Below are 18324 nucleotides of genomic sequence, written 5' to 3' on the forward strand. Positions count from 1 at the left end.
GGTGTGGCGTCGCGGTTATACGGTAACGGGCGGCCATTGGACCTTCCGAAACAGATAGAGTGGGCCAATGGCCGCCCGTCACGATCCGCTTTTTATGCAGGGTCCGGTTCAGGCGGTACCATTCTTGCAGGTCCGGCTGCCGAGTTTCCAACCCCACTGGAAAGGCGCCCCTCTCCCACGGTCTCCCCACCCGGCCCTGCGTCGGGGCCGCGTAACTGGCGGGAATGGGGGTATAGTGACATGGGGTTTGGGGGCGGGGATAAGTTTTTTGCAATGGCCGGATGCGACACCCCGTATCGGTCATGGCAGACTACTTGGTCCGCCTGAAAGTCGACATCGAACGCGAGGTGCAATGTAACCTCTACACATGATGCTATCGGTTGTTCGGGTGGAGAGAAATCAACCATGCTCAACCAACTGGAGCTGAGAAGCTTCGCTTTCTACTAAGGATCGTCGAAGAAGGACGGTTCTTCATTCTGGACTTGCTGAAAGCTGTCGAGGAACGGACGGAGCTCGCGGTCAGTCATCTCGTTGGACACCTTGACACCGTTGAACTCTAAGACCCGCAGGACGACGTGGTTCTTGCGACGTTTCGGCCCCTGCTTGTAGGCCCACTGGACCCTCATGCTGTCAGCGATACGAGGATTAAGCTCGCCGCGGAATACCATCTCCCAGAAGCGCTCGTCGCGGATGATGAAGAAACGAGCGTGGCCGTCTTGGTCAGCGCCTTTCCAGTTCCTTGCCGTGTCTTTGCGGTTCCAGTTGGGTGATGTGCCGGTGATGTTCTCGATCGCTACCCGCCATTCGTCATCATCCGCACCCCCGGCAATCTGGCTGATCCGCTGGAAATCACTACGCTTGATCGGGAAAGTAGGCTGCCGGCTAAAGCCAATAGCTTTGAGGTCCGGCACCTCCTTGCAGGTGTCGTAGAAGCGGCGTTTAGCCACCAAGGCGTCCTTTAAAGCCGGCGCCATGGGCAACGCCTCCAGCTCCTCGTTGTCCTCCTGCAATATCCATTTTACCGCTGCCACGGTTACAACCGACGCTGCAACGCACTTTGCCTCCCTGTCCTCCGAGGCAGAGGTAAGCTCTTCGAAAGCAGCACGAACACCTTGCACCAATTCCTTTCCCACATCGGACGCGTCCTTAGAAACGATCTCCTCGAAGATGCCTGATCCGAAGTCACCCAAGGGTCCCGAAACGATCGCGCCGGCGATGAAGATGCTGACAGCAGTTACAACGATGCCGAGTTGGCTGAGGAACGACCCCTCCTCCGGGGGAACGATGACGACCTCAAGCGTGAAACTGCCGCCGAACAGTTCTTGGTTGATTACCTCGGCAATGCGGCCAGCATTTTCGGCGGTATCAATGAAGGTCTGAAGGGGTATGACATGCCTGGGCAAGTCAAAATGGATAGGCAGCAGCTGCCCTTCTTTGATGTCTTGCATGTGCCCCCAATGAGCCCACGCTTTTATTCAGGGCCCATCGAACCTTAGCTAAATCTACCCGATCTGCAAACTGGATAGACCACGGACGGTTACGCATCTCAACCACCATCATGGTGTCCGTTTTCAGCAGTCTTGAGATGACAGCGGACATTCCGCTACCCACCCCTTAGGTGCCGTTCAGCATCAAGCCAAAATCCAGCGTTATCTGTCCTCCTGCCGAGCCGCTCGCTGTTAACTGCAATCGCGATGCACGCAAGCATGATTGGCTTCGTTGCTTTACGAAGGAAGGGATACCAACCACGTAGTGAAGCATGGTCAGTTTCAGCAACTTCGTAATGCTTGCGCCCAAGCACTTGCGCTTCGCCTACGGGACGGTCGCATTGACCTATTTCGGGTTGCGTCTGACGATGGCTATCGCGGAACATCAAGGCATCATGCAGATACCACCCTATGCGGCAGATGCGGCGATGGTGGGGGCAATCTTTGTTGGCGCGTTGGTGGGTATCAGGATGTACCTGCGCAAGGGTACAGATTCAGCCTCGGACTAGTGGATTTCAGCGACATGGAAGAGGGCGGGGACTGGGCACCCCCCCTCTCACCATTGCTATCTTATGATCTTTCGCGCGCGCAGATCGTCGAATACCGAGAAGAACATTGCCGCCGTGTCGACATGCTCGTGAAAGCCCAAGCGCCGTGCCTTCGATCCGTCGGCGAAAAAGTCGTAGTCCCAGGCAAAGACCGCATCGCCGAACGGCCAAGATGATACGTCCTCATAGCTGATATCAGCCAGCCCGTGACGGGCCACCATTTCTGCCCATAGCTGCGCCTTGTCGGCCATGATGGTCGTCAGGTTCATCGGCAGGGGTGGTGCGACCTCCAGCTCGAAATAGGCAGCGATTCTGGGCCACATCTCGTTCCAGCGAAACAGATCACCATTGGTGATGTTGAGGGCCTGGTTGGCGCAGGCGGGCGTGGTGGCGGCCCAGACGGTGGCCCGCGCCAGGAGCCCCGCGTCGGTCATCTCCAGCAGGCTGTCATAGGCGCCAGGCTTGCCCGGGAACCGTAGCGGCAGCCCGAGTTCCTTGGACATGCTGGCATAGATGGCGATAACCATGGCAAGGTTCATCGGATTGCCTAACCCGAAGCCGATAACCACCGAGGGACGCAGCGCCGACCATGTCCAGCTTTGCCCGATCTGCCGCCCTTCAAGAAACGCTTGCTGGTCGATATTGAATTCAGGCGGCATGTGATTGGCGTCACTCTCCCGTGCGGGTGTCTTGAAGGGGCCGAGATGGGCGCCATAGACCTTGTAGCCCTGCATCAGGCTGATGTGCTGCAACCGGCTGGCGACGGGCTCGATCGCGTCTACGACATTGACCAGCATGGCCAGGTTTGGCGGCACCAGTTCGGCCCAACTGGGGCGATCCTGGTAGGCGGCATAAAATATATGCGTGACATCGGACAGCTCGCCGAGTGCGGCGCGGGTGGCCTCGCGGTCGAGCAGATCAACTGCGATATAGCGGGCACGGTCGGTGGTGACACCGCCGCGGCGTGACAGCCCGACAATATCCCAATCATCCAATGTGGCCAGATGTTCGATAAGATTGCCGCCAATCACGCCATTGGCGCCCACGACCAGGGCGGTTTTTCGGGCTTCGGCCATGTTCTGCTCCTGTGCCCGGAATGGGCGATGGCACAGCATCATCTATTTGCCTGGGCCGCGGCAGTCGGCTAAATATACGATCAGTTATAAGAAAAACTTTGGGTCGCGTGATGGATGTGCTGGCCGCAATGGGCGTGTTCGTCAGGGTTGCCGAATTGGGTAGCCTGTCTGCGGCAGGCCGGGATCTGAAACTGTCCCAGCCCGCGGTAAGCCAGAAAGTCAGCGCGCTGGAGCAGCATCTGGGGGTCCGCTTGGTCAACCGGACGACCCGCCAACTGGCTCTGACCGAGGCAGGCCGGACCTATTATGCGCGAGCCAAGCCGGTGCTCGCCGCCGTTGATGAGGCGGCCGAACTGGTCGCTGGCGCCGGGCGTCCGCTGACCGGCCACCTCCGCATTCAGGCGCCAACCGGCTTCGGCCAGATGTATCTGGCCGATATCGCGATCGCGTTTCAGTTGGAACATCCCGGGCTGACCTTTGAATTGATGCTGGACGATCGCTACGTGGACCTGACCGAGCAGGCCGTCGACCTTGCCTTGCGCTTTGGCACTCTGCGGTCCTCCGGCCTGATCGCGCGCCGTCTCGGTACGCTCAGGCGGATACTGGTTGCCGCACCCGCCTATCTGGCCCGGCACGGCGCGCCCGACACGCCCGAACAGCTGTCGACACACCGGCAGGTGCGCTTCAGCGGGGCGGCAGTGGACGACACCATGCCGTTGACCGGCCCGGCAGGCTCACTGCTGGTCCCGGTGCAGACCAGCTTTCTCGCCAACAATACCTTCGTGCTCACCAAGGCGCTGGTGGCCGGGCTCGGCCTGGGTGGCGCGCAGCTACCCCAGATACGGGCCGAACTGGCTGCCGGCCAATTGGTGCAGATCATGCCTGACTATCAATATGCGCCGCTCGACGTGCATGCCGTGTATCCGACGGCGCATTTTGTCCCGGCCAAAGTCAGGCTGTTCGTCGAGCACCTCAGACGCGCCCTGTCTGAAATCATCTAAAGTCCGACAGTTACGCCAGCCAGATGGTCCGTCTAAGGCGGTCCGCTTTTCACGGCAACTTCCGAAAAGCCAGGCCGAGCTCAGGTATTAAACTTGAACAGCATCACATCGCCATCTTTGACGACGTATTCCTTGCCTTCGTCGCGGGCTTTGCCGGCTTCCTTGGCGGGGACTTCGCCGCCCAGGGTGACGAAGTCGTCATAGGCGATGGTCTGGGCGCGGATGAAGCCGCGTTCGAAATCGGAGTGGATGACGCCGGCGGCCGCGGGGGCCTTGTCGCCCTTGTGGATGGTCCAGGCGCGGGTTTCCTTGGGGCCGACGGTGAAATAGGTCTGCAGGCCCAATAGGGCATAGGCTTCGCGGATCAGCCGGTTGAGGCCGGCTTCGTGCAGGCCCAGGGATTCGAGGTATTCGGCCTGTTCGGCATCGGGAAGCTGGGCCAGCTGGCTTTCGATTTCAGCCGAGATGATGACGACGCCCGCATCATGCTGATGGGCGTAGTCTTCCACCAGCTTGCTCATGGCATTGCCGTTTTCGGCCGAGCCTTCATCGACATTGCAGACATAAAGCGCCGGCTTGGAGGTCAGCAGCTGAAGTTCCTGGAAGGCTTTTTCTTCCTCGGCGTCGCGCTTGACGAAGCGGGCGGATTTGCCGTCGCGCAGCAGGACCAGGGCGCGGTCGATCAGCTCGAGGGTGAGCTTGGCGTCCTTGTCGTTCTGCTTGGCTTTCTTCTCGACGCCATTGCGGCGCTTTTCGAGACTTTCAAGATCGGCCAGCATCAGCTCGGTCTCGACCACTTCGGCATCGGCGAGCGGATCGACCTTGTTGGCGACGTGGATGATGTTGTTGTCTTCAAAGCAGCGGAGCACATAGGCGATGGCGTCGCATTCGCGGATATTGGCGAGGAACTGGTTGCCCAGCCCTTCGCCCTGCGAGGCGCCCTTTACGAGCCCGGCAATGTCGACAAAGCTCATGCGGGCGGGCAGCACGTTGATCGACTTGCCGATGGCGGCGAGCTTATCGAGGCGGGCGTCCGGCACCGAGACTTCGCCCACATTGGGCTCGATGGTGCAGAAGGGGAAGTTCGCGGCCTGGGCGGCAGCGGTGCGGGTGAGCGCGTTGAAAAGGGTCGACTTGCCGACATTGGGCAGGCCGACGATGCCCATCTTGAAACCCATGGGGAACTCCGGAAATTGTTGGCTTCCACATGGTTCGGATGGGCTGAGATGTCAATGCGAACCTAAGCGGCGCGCTTGTTGCCCCGCCATTGCAGCGCGATCGAGATCAGCAGCAGCACCACAATGGCTGCCGAGATCAGGGCATTGTAGCCGGCCAGCGAAATGCCGAGGAAGCGGAACTGGACGACGTCGCAACCGATGACATGGGCGTCGTTCATATTGCTCAGGGCATTGAAATCCATGGCGTCGCCGACGCCGGTGCAGGCGGTGGGGCCGGGCCAGAAGCCCCATTCGACGCCGGCGTGGAAGCCGCCCATATAGGTGCCCCAGGCGAAAATGGCGGCGGCGATGGCCATGGCGATATACCACACCGTCAGCGGCAGCTTGTTCCAGGCGAGCAGGATCAGCAGCAGGAGCGGCAGGCCCCAGTAATAGGCGAGGCGCTGTTCAAGGCAGAGTTCGCAGGGGACGAGCCCGCCGATCAGCTGGCTGCCCCAGGCGCCGGCAATGGTGGCAAGGCCGAGCACGAAGGCGATGGCGGCGGTGATCTTGTCGAGGGGCCGGGAGGTAGGGGCTGGCATGGGACGTTCCGTGTGACGCTTTGCAGCGTCGATAAAACCGAATTGGGGCGAATTCCAGCGGGGAACGGCGATGTGATCAATCGCCGGGCAGGGTGATGCCCAGCGCCTGGCGCAGCGCAATGGCATTGGCGGGCGCGTGCAGCTTATCCTCGTGCACGAAATAGGCGAAGACGTCCTTGCCGGCCTTGGCCCAGGCGCCGGCCGTTTCGGCCCAGTCGGCAATGTCGCCGGGCTCGTAACCCGTTGCGCCAGGGCGGGCGGGGCCCTGCAAGCGGCAATAGGCGAAATCGGCGGTCAGGTCGCGGGCGGGGGATTCGAGGGTGTCGGCGATGACCTGCGCCACATTGTGGCTGGCCAGCAGGTCGCGGACTTCGGGCGTGTCGAAGCTGGCATTGCGCAGCTCAATGGCGTGGCGAATGGTGGTGACGCCAGCGGTGTCGAGATAAGGCGGGGTCTTGAGCCGAGTGTCGGCCTCCGCGGCGAGGGCGGTGTATTGCTCGGGCGTCTTGGGCAGCAGCTCGAGGAAGGCACCCAATACGTCCGGCTTGAAGCTCTGATTGGGCGGCAATTGCCAAATGAAGGGTCCCAGCTTTTCGCCCAGCGCGAGGGGGCCCGAGGCGAAGAAATTGGCGAGTTCAGTCCGGCAATCCTTGAGCCGCTTGATATGGGTGACCAGTTGCGGGCCCTTGATCGAGAACACGAAGCCTTCGCGCGCCTCGCCGGCCCATTTGGCAAAGCTAGCCGGCTTTTGCGTGGCGCGGAAGGTGGCGTTGATCTCGATGGTGCCGAGGCGGGAGCTGGCATAGGCCAGTTCCTTTTTCTGAACCAGCCCCTGCGGAAAGAAGGTGCCTCGCCACGGTTCGTAAACCCAGCCCGCCGTGCCCGTTCTGATTGTAGCCATGCCAAAGGTCTTCCACGATAAGCCAAAAGCTCAATGACTGCAGAGCCACCAGTTGTTGGGCGATACCATAAGGGCCGATGGCTGCGCTGACCATCGGTCACCATCAAAAAAGCCGGGCTCCCGTGCCGTGCAATGCAGCCGCAATGTCTGTCGCTAGACTGCCGAAAGCCCGATAGGAATGATGCATGCGCATTTTGCTGGTCGAAGACGAGATGAATATGGCTGCGGCACTGACCGCCGCGTTGAGCCGCCACGACATCGTGGTGGATCATGCCCGCACGCTCGAAATTGCGGAGGAGGCCTGCCGCAGCGGCGTGCATGATGCGGTGCTGCTCGACCGCAAACTGCCGGACGGTGATGGCCTGTCGCTGATCCCCGTGTTGCGGCGGGAGCATGCCGGCCTGCCGATCATCGTGCTGTCGGCGCTGGGATCGCTCGATCACCGCGTCGCGGGGCTCGACCATGGGGCCGATGACTATCTGGCCAAGCCGTTTTCCACCGACGAGCTGCTGGCACGGTTGCGCGCCGTGATGCGCCGCCCGGCCCAGATCGGGGAGAGCACAGTCAATGTCGGTCTGCTGCGGTTCAATCTCACCGCCCGCCATGCCGAAGTGGCAGACGAGCCGCTGGACCTGACACGGCGCGAATTGTTGGCACTGGAAATATTGGTGCGGCGCTCGGGCAGGACGGTGCCGCGCAGTGCGCTGGAGGAGGCGGTCTATGGCTATGACGACGAGATCGCGTCCAATACGCTGGATGCCCATATCTCGCGGCTGCGCCGCAAGCTGAGCGGAGCGGGAGTGGAAATCCACGCCATTCGCGGCCTGGGCTATCTGCTGCGGGCGGCATCATGAAGCCGTGGAACTATCCGTCCCTGCGTGTCAGGCTGACCTGGCGCATGGTGGCGATGCAGGCCCTGGTGCTGATTGCCTTTACCAGCGTGGTGGCGATCCCGATTGTCGAGCTGATCCGCCAGGAACAGGGGCTCGATGACGGGGTTATCGAGCACATTGCCGACTCGATCCAGCGCACTGCCGCAGGCGATTTGGAGGTTGTGCTCGACGAGGACATGATCGAGAAATCTGCCGATTTCCCGCGGTTCTGGTTCTATGCGATCGATATTGACGGTCATTCGGCGCAGATGGGGAACATTCCCGCGGGAGTCGCAGATCTCCTCGAGGACCTGCCGCGGCTAAACTCCGCCAATATTGCCGATATCGGCCTATCCGAGGCGCCCACTGCCATCGTGCGGCGGGAGAACCGCGATGACGGCACGTTGTGGATCATTACCGGCGGCGGCCCCGAGGTCGGCTTCAAGGCGCTGTTTGCAACATTCGGGGATTCGCTCTTTCTCGGCCTGCTCTTCCTGTTGACCCTGGTTTCCTTCCTGGTCATTCCGATGGTGGTGACCCGCCAATTGCGGGGCGTGGCCCATGTGGCGGCGGAAGCGGACAGGATCGATGTCGACCAGCGCGGCATTCGCCTGTCCTCGGCCCATGTGCCCGAGGAACTTCATTCCCTGGTGGGAGCGGTCAATTCGGCGCTGCAGCGCCTCGATGACGGCATGGAGCGGCGGCAGCGCTTTCTGGCCGATGCGGCCCATGAATTGCGCACCCCCATCGCCATATTGCAGACCCGTATCGAACTGCTGCCCGCTGACGAGCAGCGCAGCCGGCTGCTGCTCGACGTGGCGCGGCTGGCTAATCTGGCCAACCAATTGCTCGACCTGCAACGGCTCGACGCCGACCTGACGGTGTTTCAGCCAGTCAATCTGGTCGACCTGGCCGCCCAGGTTACCGCCGATATGGCGCCCTTGGCGATCGCGGCCGGGGACGAGATTTCCTTCGATGCCGAAGTGGACAACGTCACCATCGCGGGCGACGCAGCATCGCTTTCGCGGGCCATTGTCAACCTCATCCAGAATGCGGTGATCCATGGCGGCAGCAAAACCGCCATCCGGGTCGGGGTGGGTCGCGACGGCTCGTTGCGCGTTGCCGATACGGGGCCTGGCATTGCCGAAGAACACCGCCAGACCATTTTCGAGCCCTTCAATCGTGTCGTGCCGCTCGATCAGGGCGCCGGGCTCGGGCTCAACCTGGTCCGGGACATCATCGCCCGCCACCACGGCCAGATCACCGTGGGGGACGCCCCCGGAGGCGGGGCGCTGTTCGAGATCTCCCTGCCTGTCGCCAGCCCGGCAACCTAGCGCGCCAATGCTATGAACGAGTACGCCTCCCCAAATGCTTGCCGATGAGCAGCGACAGTGCCGAAACCAGGAAATAGATGGCGCCAAACGCGGCGTATCCGGCCACGACGGGCAGGACCGCCGGCACGGGCTGTTGCGCCTGGACGACGAAAAACGCGCCGGCAAGTGCCGATTGACCGCCGCTCAGGATCATTGCCCATTGCGCGCCTGACGATTTCCAGCGGCGGATGGCGGTGCCCAGTTGCAGCAAGCCGGACAGGATGGCCCATGCGCCAAATACCGTCAGCACGGCGTTCAGCCCTGCCTGCAGGGCGATAAACACGGCCAGCGTGGTGACCAGACTGACGAAAACGTTGATCGCTTGCGTATTGTTTTGGAGTAGTCCGCCGTTGCGAGTGGCGTCTACATAGTTGGCCGCTGCGTCCCAGAGCGGGTAAATTACCAGCAGGATGGCGCCAAGAGCTGCATTGCTCTGCCCAAGCGTCAGGGCGAATGCTACCCAGACCACAGAGAATGCTGCACGGGAGATATAATAGGTGGCGAGCCAGCGGTCCTGAGCTGACCGGGCGGGTTTTTCGTCGATGGTGGGCATTTTGTTCTATCTACTAGTTGGAAGGTCTGGGGGGTGAAATGGACGTAGAGGTGAGATTTATTTAGCTGGAGAGGCGGGCTCGCACCGAAGCGGTGATCATGCCAAACAGTTTTGGATTGCCATGGACTCGGGCCGATAACATCGCTCCGTGGACCGCAGCCATGAAGGCCTCCGCTTCGGTTTTGGGGGCGCTTTGAAGCTGAAAGATGCCCGACTTGGCGCCACGTTCAAAGGCCGATGTCAGCCATTCCGACAAGGTCTCGAAGTGCAGGCGCACTTCCTTGGCGACCTCTACGGGTAGGGCGGGCAACTCGCTGGCCAAAAGGGCGCATATGCAGAATGGCGCGCTTGCGTCGGCAATGCACTTTTCCCAATAGGCGATGTAATTCGAAAGCTGCTCGCCCGGGTCCTTGGCCGTTCGTTCAAGTGCAACAAATCCGGCTCGCGCGTCCTCGCGATAGCGAAGGACTAGCGTGCGCACCAGATCGACCTTGCTGGGAAAGTGGTGGTGAATACTGGCTTTGCGGATGCCGACAATCTCGGCGATATCCGCATAGCTGAACCCGTTATATCCCCCCGCAACGATCAGCGGCCGGGCAGCGGCAAGGATATCGTCGGAGGTCGAGGAAAGATTGGTCATAAACTCACCTACCTATTGATAGGTAGGATGTCAAGCGGCCTTGCTTGGAGAGGCGGATAGCAGGCCAGAGTTCACCCAAGCAGTACAAGTTCTGCCGCTTAACCCACGTTAGCGTGGGATCGAACTGTCAGGGCCTTCCGTTGCGGGCAAGCACCAAACGGAGAGCCAAACCATGTTCATGCGTGTCGATCGACTGATCACCGAACTGCCACCGCCGGCTGCCGCAGACCCCAATGCAGCTGCGGCGCTGCAGGAGCTGCTCGGCGGCAAATATGGCGAGATGTCCACGCTCGGAAACTACATGTTCCAGAGCTTCAACTTTCGCTCCAAGGACAAACTGCGGCCGTTCTATAGCCTTGTCGCCTCCATCACGGCCGAAGAGCTGGCGCATGTGGAACTGGTGAGCAATGGCGTCGCCATGCTGAACAATGGCCCCGACAAGCCCCAGGGCGACAAGGGCGATGGCGGCGATATCTCCAAGACGCCGTTCGAGGCGATGCAAGACATTCGCCTTGCCTCAGCCTTCCTGTCCAATGGGGGTGGCTCAACGCCGGTGAATGCCAATGGCGTGTCGTGGAACAACGACTTCGTCACCACGACGGGTAATCTGATTTTCGACTTGCTGCACAATTTCCATCTCGAATGCGGCGCACGCCTGCACAAGCTGCGGGTTTACGAGACGGTCAGCGATCCAACCGGACGCGAAGTCTGCGGCTATCTGCTGGTGCGCGGCTCGGTGCATGCCCATTCCTATGCATTGGCACTGAAGAAGCTAACCGGCGTGGATATCGAGAAGATGCTGCCAACGCCCAATATTCCGCTCTCCAACATTCCTGAATGTCAGAAATATCTGGATGAGGGCTCGCATCGCCGCCTCTACACCTGGAGCCAGGGTGACTACCAGGAAATCTCCGGCATCTGGTCCAATGACGAAGTCGCGCTGCCTGACGATCCGCCGGGGCCGCTCGAAGTGGTCGAAGGCATGCCCGATGGCGGCAAGATCCAGCAATTGGTCGGCATCCCCTCGGCCTTCACGCCAGACTATGCGCCCGAGGAAATGTTCGAAATCGCCGCCAAACTTTACAAAGCCTCACGCTAAACCGGAGCAGACCATGACTGGCACTCGCGATATCTTCATCACCGGCTTGCGCAATGCCCATGCCATGGAAAACCAGGCGCTGGCGATCATGAAACCGCAGGCCGAACGCATCGAGAATTACCCCGAGGTGGCGCGCCGCCTGGAAGAGCATATTGGCGAAACCGAGGGGCAGATCGAACGGTTGGAGCGCATTCTGGATACGCTCGGTGAAAAGCGGTCCTCACTCAAGGACATGGCATTGTCGGTGGGCGGCGCTATGGCGGCCATCGGTCACTCGGTGGCGCCCGATGAAATCGTCAAGAACAGCTTTGCCAATTTTGCCTTCGAGAATTACGAAATCGCCGCCTACAAGTCCCTGCTCGCCTTGGCGCAGCAGACCGGCGATGCTGGATCGGTACAGCTTCTGGAAGCCAACCTGGCCGAGGAGCAGGCGATGGCGGAGTGGCTGGATGACAATATCGAGGCGGTGACGCTGCAATATGCCTCGCTGCGGGAAAGTGGCGAAACGGCAAAGCGCTAGCGCGAAGCGCCGGCCGGGCTACGAGCGGGTGGCATCATTATCGAGCGCGGCGATGAGCGACCTCACCAGGTCCGCATCGCGGCTCGAGGCCGGATGGTAGATCACCATGCCAAGCTCGGGACGCCCGTCAATGGCGAAGCCTGAAAATTCAAGCTCCAGCAGGCCGACCCCGGGATGATGGATGCGCTTGATGCCTTCATGCTTGGTGGCGACCTCATTGTCGCGCCAGAGCCGGTCGAATTCCGGGCTTGTTCGGGACAGCTCGTCTACCAGCACCATGCTCTCCTCGGTGGCGCCGGCCCGCGCCACGTCCGCGCGGAACGAGCCTACCACATAGCGGGCAACGCTTTCCCAATCCTCCTGTTTGGCCCGGACACGTGAATCGGCGAACATGAGCCGGAGGATATTCCGCTGCTGCCGGGGAAGCTTGCTGTAATCGGTCAGTACCGCCGCCGCCGCCCGGTTCCAGGCGACGACATCCCAAGTGGCTGTCTTGATGATGGCCGGGCTGTTGCCGAGGGCGTCCAGCACGCGTTGCAGCCTGGGCGTCACACCGTCGATTGCCTTGTAACGCACCTCCGGCGGCCGGCCGAGCCCAAGCAGGAAAAGGTGCTCCCGTTCGGGCTCGGTGAGCATGAGGCCCTTTGCTATGCGATCGAGTACGTCGGCCGAGGGGGCGCCACCGCGGCCCTGTTCCAGCCAGGTATACCAGGTCGGACTGATATTGGCGCGTTGCGCGACTTCCTCGCGGCGCAATCCCGCGGTGCGGCGCCGCCCGCCGATGAAGCCCAGCGCCGCTGGATCGAGCCGGGTGCGGCGATCCCGCAGGTAAGTTCCCAAGACGTTGGTGGCGGGAGTGGTCATGACGAGCCAGTTGGTTTTTATACTATGATAAAGTCACTACTTTAACAGGAAGAGATATAGGTCCATCTGACAGGCCGAACAACCAGAAAGGTGCTGCCATGCGTGTTTTCCTGACCGGCGCGACCGGCTTTATCGGCTCGAAAATCGTGCCCGAACTTATCAATGCCGGCCATGAGGTTTTAGGGCTAACCCGATCGGACGATGGGGCGGCGGCGCTGGTCCGGGCCGGCGCCGAGGTGTATCGCGGCAGTTTGGAGGATCCCCAGACCCTCGCCCGTGGTGCGTCACAGGCAGACGCGGTCATCCATACCGCTTTCGATCACGACTTCACCAACTTCGTCGCCAATTGCGAAAAGGACCGGCGGGTGATCGAGGCGATCGGCGCCGCGCTCGCGGGATCGAACAAGCCATTCCTGATCACGTCCGGCTCGGGGATGGGAAGCGGAGCGCCTGGTGAGCCGGCGCTGGAACGGCAATTCGACCGAAACAATCCCAATCCGCGAAAGCTGTCCGAACTGGCCGGGGAAGCGGTGGCGGCCGGGGGCGTGAGCCTTGCAGTGGTGCGCCTGCCGCAGGTGCACGACACCCAAAAGCAGGGGCTGATCAGCCCGATGATCGAGATCGCGCGGGCTCGCGGCTTTGCGGCCTATGTCGGCGATGGCATGGAACGCTGGGCTGCATCCCATGTCTCCGACGTCGCCCGCCTGTATCGCCTGGCACTTGAAAAGCACGAGCCCGGAGCGCGCTATCATGCCGTTGCCGAGGAGGGCGTCTCGATACGCCAGGTTGCCGAGGCGGTGGGACTTGGCCTGGGTATTCCCGTGCGTTCCCTGTCTTTGGAGCAGGTTGCCGATTACTATGGACCATTTGCGCATTTTGCCACTTTGGACATGCCGGCATCGAGCGAATGGACGCGCAACACGCTTGGGTGGAATCCAACCGGCCCGAGTCTCCTCGCGGATTTGCAGCATATGAACTACAACGCCGCCGCTGCGTACTGATCGCCTGGCGCGCGCGGCCTGGTGTCCGACCCTGGAGGGTTGCAATTCTGGAGGGAGTATTTATCTAGTGCGCTAGATACTGGTTCAATAGTGAACCCTGATCTGTCGCGAGGATACGATGACACCTCAGAAAAGCGCCTCGCATCAGGTTCGGACGCAAATCTCGTTCGCTGTCTACGGCGCGGCGGGTCGAATGGCGCGCATGCACAAGCCGTTCCTTGATCCGCTGGGCCTGACCTTTCCCCAATATCTGGTGATGCTGGAGCTTTACGCGGCGGCGCCCCGATCGGTGGGTGAGCTCGGAAATGCCTTGGGGATGGATACCGGCACGATCACGCCGCTGCTCAAGCGGCTCGAGACCAGCGGGATGGTGACGCGGATGCGTGACCCCGAGGATGAACGCCGTGTCCTGGTCGATCTGTCGCCCGCTGGCCGCAGCATCAAGGACGAGGTCTGGAGCATTTCCGACAAGATCAAGAGTGCCTGCCGCATGACCGAGGACGATCTGGTCGCGCTGCGGGACACCCTCCATGACTTCGCTCATCCCGCCAAACCTTGAAAGTAAAGGCATAAACATGAAAATCGGAATCATTGGCGCCGGCAATATCGGCGCGCAGGTCGCCAAGAAGCTGGACGCCGCCGGCCACCAGGTGAAACTGGCCAACTCACGTGGTCCCGAAAGCCTTGCCGACACGGTGACTGGCACCGGCATCCAGGCCGTCGAGAAAGAGGCGGCCGTGCAGGACGCCGATGTGGTCATTCTCTCGGTGCCCTTCGCCAGGAACCCGGACCTGGCATCGATTGTCGCCGGCGCCCCTGCGGGTGCGATCGTGGTCGACACTTCCAACTACTATCCCGCCCGTGACGGCAAAATTTCCGAGGTGGAGAGCGGCAAGCCGGAGACCGTTTGGGCCAGCGAACAAGTGGGTCGCCCCCTGGTCAAGGCCTGGAATGCGCTGCTGACGCAGACATTGGCCGAGGCCGGTTCGGCGCCCGGCACGCCAAATCGCATTGCCATCCCGATTGCGGGCGACGACGCGGCGGCCAAGGCCCTGGTCGCCGATCTGGTGAGCATTACTGGCTTCGACATTGTGGATGCCGGCAGCCTTGAGGAGTCCTGGCGGCTGCAGCCGGGCACTCCGGCCTATTGCACCGAGCTGACTGCCACCGAGCTCAAAACTGCGCTTGCCGCGGCCGACAAGGGGCGTGCTGCATCCAACCGCGACGCCATCATGGCATCGTTTTCCAAGCCGGGTGCAGAGTTCACCCGCGCCGGCGCAGTCGCAACCAATAGGTCGTTCACTGCCTGAAGATATTGGTGGCGGCGGTGGCCAAAAACGCGAATGGGCAGCGGGTTTATACCGCTGCCCATGCTGTTGAATTTTGTTGGTAGATCGGGGTTTCGCGGCGCTGGATGGATAGTAGTCATCGGCGCCGCTACGCCAGCTAGAACTTGTAGTTGATGCCGGCGCGGACGACGCTGAAGCGTTGGGTGGCGTCGATGCTGCCGCCGGGCAGGCCGCCATAGGTCTGGGTGCCCAGATCGACATAGAGATATTCGGCCTTGACGGTGATGTTTTCGGTGGCGGCGGCTTCAAGGCCGACGCCGGCCGTCCAGCCCAGGTGGTTCTTGCTCTGGCTGGTGATCACGTCGGCGGGGTTGGTCACGCTGGCCGTGCCGCGGCCCCAGGCGACACCCAGGGTTGCATAGGGCATGACCTGACCGAACACCATGCCGGCGCGGCCGCGCAGCGTGCCATAGGCGTCGAGGCCGACCTTGGACGTGCCGATGCCGGCGAGGTCTTCTTCATGGCCGATGCTGGTCCAGTTGAGGTCGGCTTCGCCGCCCAGCACGAAGCCGCCCATGTCCATATTATAGCCGACCTGGCCGCCCAGGTTCCAGCCATTGGACTTGTTCTCGGTTTCCACGCCGCCGCCGGTGGGCTTGCGGGTCAGCTCGCCCCAGGCATAGCCGGCATTGACGCCGGCGTAAAAGCCGCTCCAGGTCGTGGCGGGCGCATAGAAGGAGCCGCCGCCGCTATTATTGCCGCCATTCCAGCCAAGATCGGCGGCGAATGCCGGAGTGGTGACTAGCAGTGCGGTGGCAAGCGCAAGGGCCTGGCGATTCATGGTCGTCCTCGTCGGTCGGAAAATATGGGTATTGGTTTTCCGTAAAATGCGACGGAATAAATTAACGCTGCGGTAAGGAACGTGGTTAACGCGGCCCGGTAGCGTGCTGGCGGCGTTCACTTTTTCGCGGGAACGGGGCGGGCGCTGCGTGGGCGGACGAAAATCGTGGAGGCGGCAGCGACGCTGTTGCGGAGCAGGACGAGCTGCGCTAGAGAGCATGACTTGTGCCCCTCTGGCGGAATGGTAGACGCAGAGGACTCAAAATCCTCCGCCGCAAGGCGTGCCGGTTCGAGTCCGGCGGGGGGCACCAATCCCAGTAGATTTGAGTTGCCTTACGCGCTTTATGCGCCGTGTTGCCGCACGAAGCGATGCATCAGGTCGGCGCAGAGATCGGCATGGGTTTCGAGCAGCAGGTGGGGGCCATCCAGGATGTGCGCTTCGAGCCTGGGCAGATCCTCGAGCCAGGAGCGGGTTTCTTCTAGCTCGAAATAGGGATCGTGCCGGCCCCAGAGCAGCAAAGCCGGGGGCTGACGGTTTTTGAGATAGGCGGCGATCTGGTCGAACCGCGCGACATGGTGCTGGTAATCCCGCACCAAAGCGCGTTGCAGTTCGAGCCGACCGGGTAGGGACATCACGCGCCAGTCTTCTTCCCAATCCCTGGGATTCATGCGGGCGGCAATGTCGTCGGGCACGCCGCTGACATATTGGGCGCGCGTTCCCTCCGCAGTGAGGTGGGCGTAGGCGGCCGCAGTGTTTTCGGCATCGGGGCTTTTCCAGAATGCCCGCACCTGCGCCCAAGTCGGACCCATGCCGCTTTCATGGGCATTGGCATTCTGGATGATCAGGCCCAGTACCTGATTGGGCCGGCGCATGGCAATGTGCAGGGCGGCGGGCGCGCCGTAATCATGCAGGTAAATGAACATCCTGGTGATGCCGAGATGATCCAGCAGGCCCTCGATCAGATCGGCGAACCGCGCGAAGGTGGCGGGCTCGATGACGTCGGATGCGCCATAGCCCGGCAGGTCGGGCGCGATGACGCGGCACGATTGGGCAAGGGTGGGGATGATCGGCTGGAACATGCGCGAGGAATTGGGCATGCCGTGCAGCAGCAGGAGACCCGGTGCCGCGGCGTCGCCAGCAAGCGTGACGTGAAGCGAGACGCCGTCGATGGCGATGTCCTGCTCGGTGAATTTGGAGTTGTCGCTGTTTGGCATGACTGCCTCCCGTGGCGATTTGTCCGGTCAGAATGGGCCCTGCAGATGATCAAGCCCGCGCCGTTCGCGGTCTGGGTCGCGATTGAAGCCGGGAGCGGTGGGGTCGAAATATTGCCAGCCCTCTTCTTCGTAGCGGGCGCGGCGTTCGGTGATGTCGACCTGCTGGGCCTTGGTGAAGATATCCTCGACTACCCCCGCCTGGCTTTCATCGACGCGCGCCGAAACGACGCTGCCGCCGCGGCGGACGCCTTCGGCAAAGACGTGGGCATCCTGCTCGTGCACGCCCGAGCTGGTGAAGGCGCCGATGACGCCACCGGTGGCGCCGCCCAATGCGGCGCCGGCAACGGCGCCCACGGCGGTCGATACCAGCCAGCCAGCGGCAATGACCGGGCCGATACCGGGTATGGCCAGGGCACCGAGGCCAGCCAACAGGCCGCCCGCGCCACCGATGATGGCACCGATACCGGCGCCAGCACCCGCGCCGTCGGCGGCTTTGTCATCGGCATTGTCTTCGCCCACTTCGTCATCGAGGGTCGAGACGACGAGGGAAATGTCATCTTCGGGAAGGCCGGCGGCTTCCAGGCCGCGTACCGCCTGAGCCGCCAGGGTATAATCGTCGAACAGGGCGGTCATGGTCTTCATGGCGCGTCTCCAATCCAGCTAATGTGGATGTGAAACGAAGAGACTGGCGCGAGCGTTCCCGAGCGGTGGTTCAGTCGGGCTTGATGGCCTTGGCGTAGAGCCGCACCATGCTGAGCGGCATGCCGGGGCGTTGGAAATAGACGCGGGCGCGCAGATCGGCCTTGCGGCCGCTGCGGAAGAGCCTGGTGCCCAGGGCCTTTTCGGCGGCTGCCTCGGGCGAGTTCACGCCATCGACCTGATGCTCCGGCGGCTCGGCGCCTCCCGAGGCAAGATCGACCACGCGATAGCTTAACGGCATAACCAATTCCCCTGTCGGGCTATCCTTAGCATGCGCCGCGGTAGCTGGTGGCACGGAATTGGTGAACTCGATTTCGAGCGCGACCTCGATGGCTTCTTCGATCAACAGGCCGATTGCGGGGGCCTGCGGGTCCTTGGGCAATGTGAAGAGGGCCTGTTCCAACTGGTCACGGACCAGCCGCGCTTCTTTCGGCATGGGTGCTCTCGCATCGGTGGTTTGAAACCAATCGAAACCCGCCACATTCGCCGGCGCGGACTTTTGGTTCGGCTCTTCTGAGCTGACTATCGATTGACCCCCACCATTCGCGTCAAAAAACGGCCATCAGATGACAGGATTTGGGGGCTTT

The 18324-nt window shown here is 61.7% G+C and carries 21 protein-coding genes and 1 tRNA gene; 10 read left to right on the forward strand and 12 right to left on the reverse strand.

Going from position 1 to position 18324, the window contains the following annotated elements; genetic code table 11:
- Positions 1 to 443: 443 nt before the first annotated feature.
- Positions 444 to 1448, reverse strand: a complete 1005-nt coding sequence (locus tag ACI3KW_RS20985) for a hypothetical protein (RefSeq protein WP_404849706.1) — start codon at positions 1446 to 1448, stop codon at positions 444 to 446.
- Positions 1449 to 1759: 311 nt separating this feature from the next.
- Here ACI3KW_RS20985 and ACI3KW_RS20990 point away from each other — a divergent pair, with 311 nt between their 5' ends.
- Positions 1760 to 1996, forward strand: coding sequence for a hypothetical protein (locus ACI3KW_RS20990; RefSeq protein WP_404849707.1), 237 nt, complete (start codon positions 1760 to 1762; stop codon positions 1994 to 1996).
- 56 nt (positions 1997 to 2052) lie between these two features.
- On the opposite strand, the gene ACI3KW_RS20995 is transcribed toward ACI3KW_RS20990, so the two are convergent.
- Positions 2053 to 3111 carry an SDR family oxidoreductase gene (locus tag ACI3KW_RS20995; protein ID WP_404849708.1) on the reverse strand — a complete coding sequence of 353 codons (1059 nt, stop codon included), beginning with the start codon at positions 3109 to 3111 and terminating at the stop codon, positions 2053 to 2055.
- A gap of 110 nt (positions 3112 to 3221) precedes the next feature.
- Between ACI3KW_RS20995 and ACI3KW_RS21000 the strand changes: the two genes are divergently transcribed.
- The gene (locus ACI3KW_RS21000; RefSeq protein ID WP_404849709.1) at positions 3222 to 4112 is read left to right on the forward strand and encodes a LysR family transcriptional regulator; all 891 of its coding nucleotides are present in this window, start codon (positions 3222 to 3224) and stop codon (positions 4110 to 4112) included.
- Positions 4113 to 4192: 80 nt separating this feature from the next.
- Here the strand turns inward: ACI3KW_RS21000 and ychF are convergent, their stop codons facing one another.
- The 3 genes from ychF to ACI3KW_RS21015 all read right to left on the reverse strand — a co-directional run bounded on the left by ychF (position 4193) and on the right by ACI3KW_RS21015 (position 6772).
- On the reverse strand, positions 4193 to 5290 hold the full coding sequence (gene ychF, locus ACI3KW_RS21005; protein WP_113123259.1) for a redox-regulated ATPase YchF: 1098 nt from the start codon (positions 5288 to 5290) through the stop codon (positions 4193 to 4195).
- A gap of 62 nt (positions 5291 to 5352) precedes the next feature.
- Complete coding sequence (locus tag ACI3KW_RS21010; protein ID WP_113123260.1) at positions 5353 to 5871, reverse strand: disulfide bond formation protein B; 519 nt, start codon at positions 5869 to 5871, stop codon at positions 5353 to 5355.
- A gap of 76 nt (positions 5872 to 5947) precedes the next feature.
- Positions 5948 to 6772, reverse strand: a complete 825-nt coding sequence (locus tag ACI3KW_RS21015; protein ID WP_404849710.1) for a DUF72 domain-containing protein — start codon at positions 6770 to 6772, stop codon at positions 5948 to 5950.
- Between the two features lie 185 nt (positions 6773 to 6957).
- Here ACI3KW_RS21015 and ACI3KW_RS21020 point away from each other — a divergent pair, with 185 nt between their 5' ends.
- Together ACI3KW_RS21020 and ACI3KW_RS21025 are read left to right on the forward strand one after the other, a co-directional pair.
- Entirely contained in the window at positions 6958 to 7626 is a 669-nt protein-coding gene (locus tag ACI3KW_RS21020) for a response regulator transcription factor (protein WP_113123262.1), read from the forward strand.
- Positions 7623 to 8978, forward strand: a complete 1356-nt coding sequence (locus ACI3KW_RS21025; protein WP_404849711.1) for a sensor histidine kinase — start codon at positions 7623 to 7625, stop codon at positions 8976 to 8978. Before ACI3KW_RS21020 ends, ACI3KW_RS21025 begins: the two co-directional genes overlap by 4 nt.
- A gap of 10 nt (positions 8979 to 8988) precedes the next feature.
- On the opposite strand, the gene ACI3KW_RS21030 is transcribed toward ACI3KW_RS21025, so the two are convergent.
- Together ACI3KW_RS21030 and ACI3KW_RS21035 are read right to left on the reverse strand one after the other, a co-directional pair.
- Entirely contained in the window at positions 8989 to 9570 is a 582-nt protein-coding gene (locus tag ACI3KW_RS21030; protein ID WP_404849712.1) for a DUF308 domain-containing protein, read from the reverse strand.
- A 61-nt stretch (positions 9571 to 9631) separates the two neighbouring features.
- Positions 9632 to 10210, reverse strand: a complete 579-nt coding sequence (locus ACI3KW_RS21035; RefSeq protein ID WP_404849713.1) for a TetR/AcrR family transcriptional regulator — start codon at positions 10208 to 10210, stop codon at positions 9632 to 9634.
- Positions 10211 to 10382: 172 nt separating this feature from the next.
- On the opposite strand from ACI3KW_RS21035, the gene ACI3KW_RS21040 reads away from it, so the two are divergent.
- Complete coding sequence (locus tag ACI3KW_RS21040; protein WP_404849714.1) at positions 10383 to 11309, forward strand: manganese catalase family protein; 927 nt, start codon at positions 10383 to 10385, stop codon at positions 11307 to 11309.
- 13 nt (positions 11310 to 11322) lie between these two features.
- A complete protein-coding gene (locus ACI3KW_RS21045) occupies positions 11323 to 11829 on the forward strand; it encodes a ferritin-like domain-containing protein (RefSeq protein WP_404849715.1) in 507 nt (168 codons plus the stop codon).
- An 18-nt stretch (positions 11830 to 11847) separates the two neighbouring features.
- Here ACI3KW_RS21045 and ACI3KW_RS21050 read toward each other — a convergent pair whose 3' ends face one another.
- On the reverse strand, positions 11848 to 12693 hold the full coding sequence (locus tag ACI3KW_RS21050) for a helix-turn-helix transcriptional regulator (protein ID WP_404849716.1): 846 nt from the start codon (positions 12691 to 12693) through the stop codon (positions 11848 to 11850).
- Between the two features lie 98 nt (positions 12694 to 12791).
- Here ACI3KW_RS21050 and ACI3KW_RS21055 point away from each other — a divergent pair, with 98 nt between their 5' ends.
- The 3 genes from ACI3KW_RS21055 (at position 12792) to ACI3KW_RS21065 (ending at position 15004) form a co-directional block, all read left to right on the forward strand.
- Positions 12792 to 13694: an SDR family oxidoreductase gene (locus tag ACI3KW_RS21055; RefSeq protein WP_404849717.1), complete on the forward strand. Its 903-nt coding sequence runs from the start codon at positions 12792 to 12794 to the stop codon at positions 13692 to 13694.
- Between the two features lie 202 nt (positions 13695 to 13896).
- Positions 13897 to 14253, forward strand: a complete 357-nt coding sequence (locus tag ACI3KW_RS21060) for a MarR family winged helix-turn-helix transcriptional regulator (RefSeq protein WP_404849756.1) — start codon at positions 13897 to 13899, stop codon at positions 14251 to 14253.
- Between the two features lie 16 nt (positions 14254 to 14269).
- Positions 14270 to 15004 carry an NADPH-dependent F420 reductase gene (locus ACI3KW_RS21065; RefSeq protein WP_404849718.1) on the forward strand — a complete coding sequence of 245 codons (735 nt, stop codon included), beginning with the start codon at positions 14270 to 14272 and terminating at the stop codon, positions 15002 to 15004.
- 136 nt (positions 15005 to 15140) lie between these two features.
- Here the strand turns inward: ACI3KW_RS21065 and ACI3KW_RS21070 are convergent, their stop codons facing one another.
- Positions 15141 to 15824, reverse strand: a complete 684-nt coding sequence (locus tag ACI3KW_RS21070) for an outer membrane protein (RefSeq protein ID WP_162740421.1) — start codon at positions 15822 to 15824, stop codon at positions 15141 to 15143.
- Positions 15825 to 16050: 226 nt separating this feature from the next.
- Here ACI3KW_RS21070 and ACI3KW_RS21075 point away from each other — a divergent pair.
- Positions 16051 to 16134, forward strand: a tRNA-Leu gene (locus tag ACI3KW_RS21075).
- Positions 16135 to 16165: 31 nt separating this feature from the next.
- Here the strand turns inward: ACI3KW_RS21075 and ACI3KW_RS21080 are convergent.
- From ACI3KW_RS21080 to ACI3KW_RS21090, 3 genes are all read right to left on the reverse strand, one after another.
- On the reverse strand, positions 16166 to 17038 hold the full coding sequence (locus ACI3KW_RS21080; RefSeq protein WP_404849719.1) for an alpha/beta fold hydrolase: 873 nt from the start codon (positions 17036 to 17038) through the stop codon (positions 16166 to 16168).
- A 27-nt stretch (positions 17039 to 17065) separates the two neighbouring features.
- Positions 17066 to 17680, reverse strand: a complete 615-nt coding sequence (locus ACI3KW_RS21085) for a hypothetical protein (RefSeq protein ID WP_404849720.1) — start codon at positions 17678 to 17680, stop codon at positions 17066 to 17068.
- A 70-nt stretch (positions 17681 to 17750) separates the two neighbouring features.
- On the reverse strand, positions 17751 to 18173 hold the full coding sequence (locus tag ACI3KW_RS21090; RefSeq protein WP_262166404.1) for a hypothetical protein: 423 nt from the start codon (positions 18171 to 18173) through the stop codon (positions 17751 to 17753).
- Between the last annotated feature and the right edge of the window lie 151 nt (positions 18174 to 18324).

Origin of the sequence: Devosia sp. ZW T5_3, from assembly GCF_044987315.1 — a bacterium.
GTDB lineage: Bacteria > Pseudomonadota > Alphaproteobacteria > Rhizobiales > Devosiaceae > Devosia.

What these genes read in the sequence shown, in the direction of transcription:
- ACI3KW_RS20985 (WP_404849706.1), bottom strand. Translation starts at nt 1,448, where the DNA reads ATGCAAGACATCAAAGAAGGGCAGCTGCTGCCTATCCATTTTGACTTG.
- ACI3KW_RS21080 (WP_404849719.1), bottom strand. Translation starts at nt 17,038, where the DNA reads ATGCCAAACAGCGACAACTCCAAATTCACCGAGCAGGACATCGCCATC.
- ACI3KW_RS20995 (WP_404849708.1), bottom strand. Translation starts at nt 3,111, where the DNA reads ATGGCCGAAGCCCGAAAAACCGCCCTGGTCGTGGGCGCCAATGGCGTG.
- ACI3KW_RS21030 (WP_404849712.1), bottom strand. Translation starts at nt 9,570, where the DNA reads ATGCCCACCATCGACGAAAAACCCGCCCGGTCAGCTCAGGACCGCTGG.
- ACI3KW_RS21015 (WP_404849710.1), bottom strand. Translation starts at nt 6,772, where the DNA reads ATGGCTACAATCAGAACGGGCACGGCGGGCTGGGTTTACGAACCGTGG.
- ACI3KW_RS21000 (WP_404849709.1), top strand. Translation starts at nt 3,222, where the DNA reads ATGGATGTGCTGGCCGCAATGGGCGTGTTCGTCAGGGTTGCCGAATTG.
- ACI3KW_RS21085 (WP_404849720.1), bottom strand. Translation starts at nt 17,680, where the DNA reads ATGAAGACCATGACCGCCCTGTTCGACGATTATACCCTGGCGGCTCAG.
- ACI3KW_RS21090 (WP_262166404.1), bottom strand. Translation starts at nt 18,173, where the DNA reads ATGCCGAAAGAAGCGCGGCTGGTCCGTGACCAGTTGGAACAGGCCCTC.
- ACI3KW_RS21065 (WP_404849718.1), top strand. Translation starts at nt 14,270, where the DNA reads ATGAAAATCGGAATCATTGGCGCCGGCAATATCGGCGCGCAGGTCGCC.
- ACI3KW_RS21025 (WP_404849711.1), top strand. Translation starts at nt 7,623, where the DNA reads ATGAAGCCGTGGAACTATCCGTCCCTGCGTGTCAGGCTGACCTGGCGC.
- ACI3KW_RS21035 (WP_404849713.1), bottom strand. Translation starts at nt 10,210, where the DNA reads ATGACCAATCTTTCCTCGACCTCCGACGATATCCTTGCCGCTGCCCGG.
- ychF (WP_113123259.1), bottom strand. Translation starts at nt 5,290, where the DNA reads ATGGGTTTCAAGATGGGCATCGTCGGCCTGCCCAATGTCGGCAAGTCG.
- ACI3KW_RS21070 (WP_162740421.1), bottom strand. Translation starts at nt 15,824, where the DNA reads ATGAATCGCCAGGCCCTTGCGCTTGCCACCGCACTGCTAGTCACCACT.
- ACI3KW_RS21055 (WP_404849717.1), top strand. Translation starts at nt 12,792, where the DNA reads ATGCGTGTTTTCCTGACCGGCGCGACCGGCTTTATCGGCTCGAAAATC.
- ACI3KW_RS21060 (WP_404849756.1), top strand. Translation starts at nt 13,897, where the DNA reads ATGCACAAGCCGTTCCTTGATCCGCTGGGCCTGACCTTTCCCCAATAT.
- ACI3KW_RS21010 (WP_113123260.1), bottom strand. Translation starts at nt 5,871, where the DNA reads ATGCCAGCCCCTACCTCCCGGCCCCTCGACAAGATCACCGCCGCCATC.
- ACI3KW_RS21040 (WP_404849714.1), top strand. Translation starts at nt 10,383, where the DNA reads ATGTTCATGCGTGTCGATCGACTGATCACCGAACTGCCACCGCCGGCT.
- ACI3KW_RS20990 (WP_404849707.1), top strand. Translation starts at nt 1,760, where the DNA reads ATGGTCAGTTTCAGCAACTTCGTAATGCTTGCGCCCAAGCACTTGCGC.
- ACI3KW_RS21045 (WP_404849715.1), top strand. Translation starts at nt 11,323, where the DNA reads ATGACTGGCACTCGCGATATCTTCATCACCGGCTTGCGCAATGCCCAT.
- ACI3KW_RS21020 (WP_113123262.1), top strand. Translation starts at nt 6,958, where the DNA reads ATGCGCATTTTGCTGGTCGAAGACGAGATGAATATGGCTGCGGCACTG.
- ACI3KW_RS21050 (WP_404849716.1), bottom strand. Translation starts at nt 12,693, where the DNA reads ATGACCACTCCCGCCACCAACGTCTTGGGAACTTACCTGCGGGATCGC.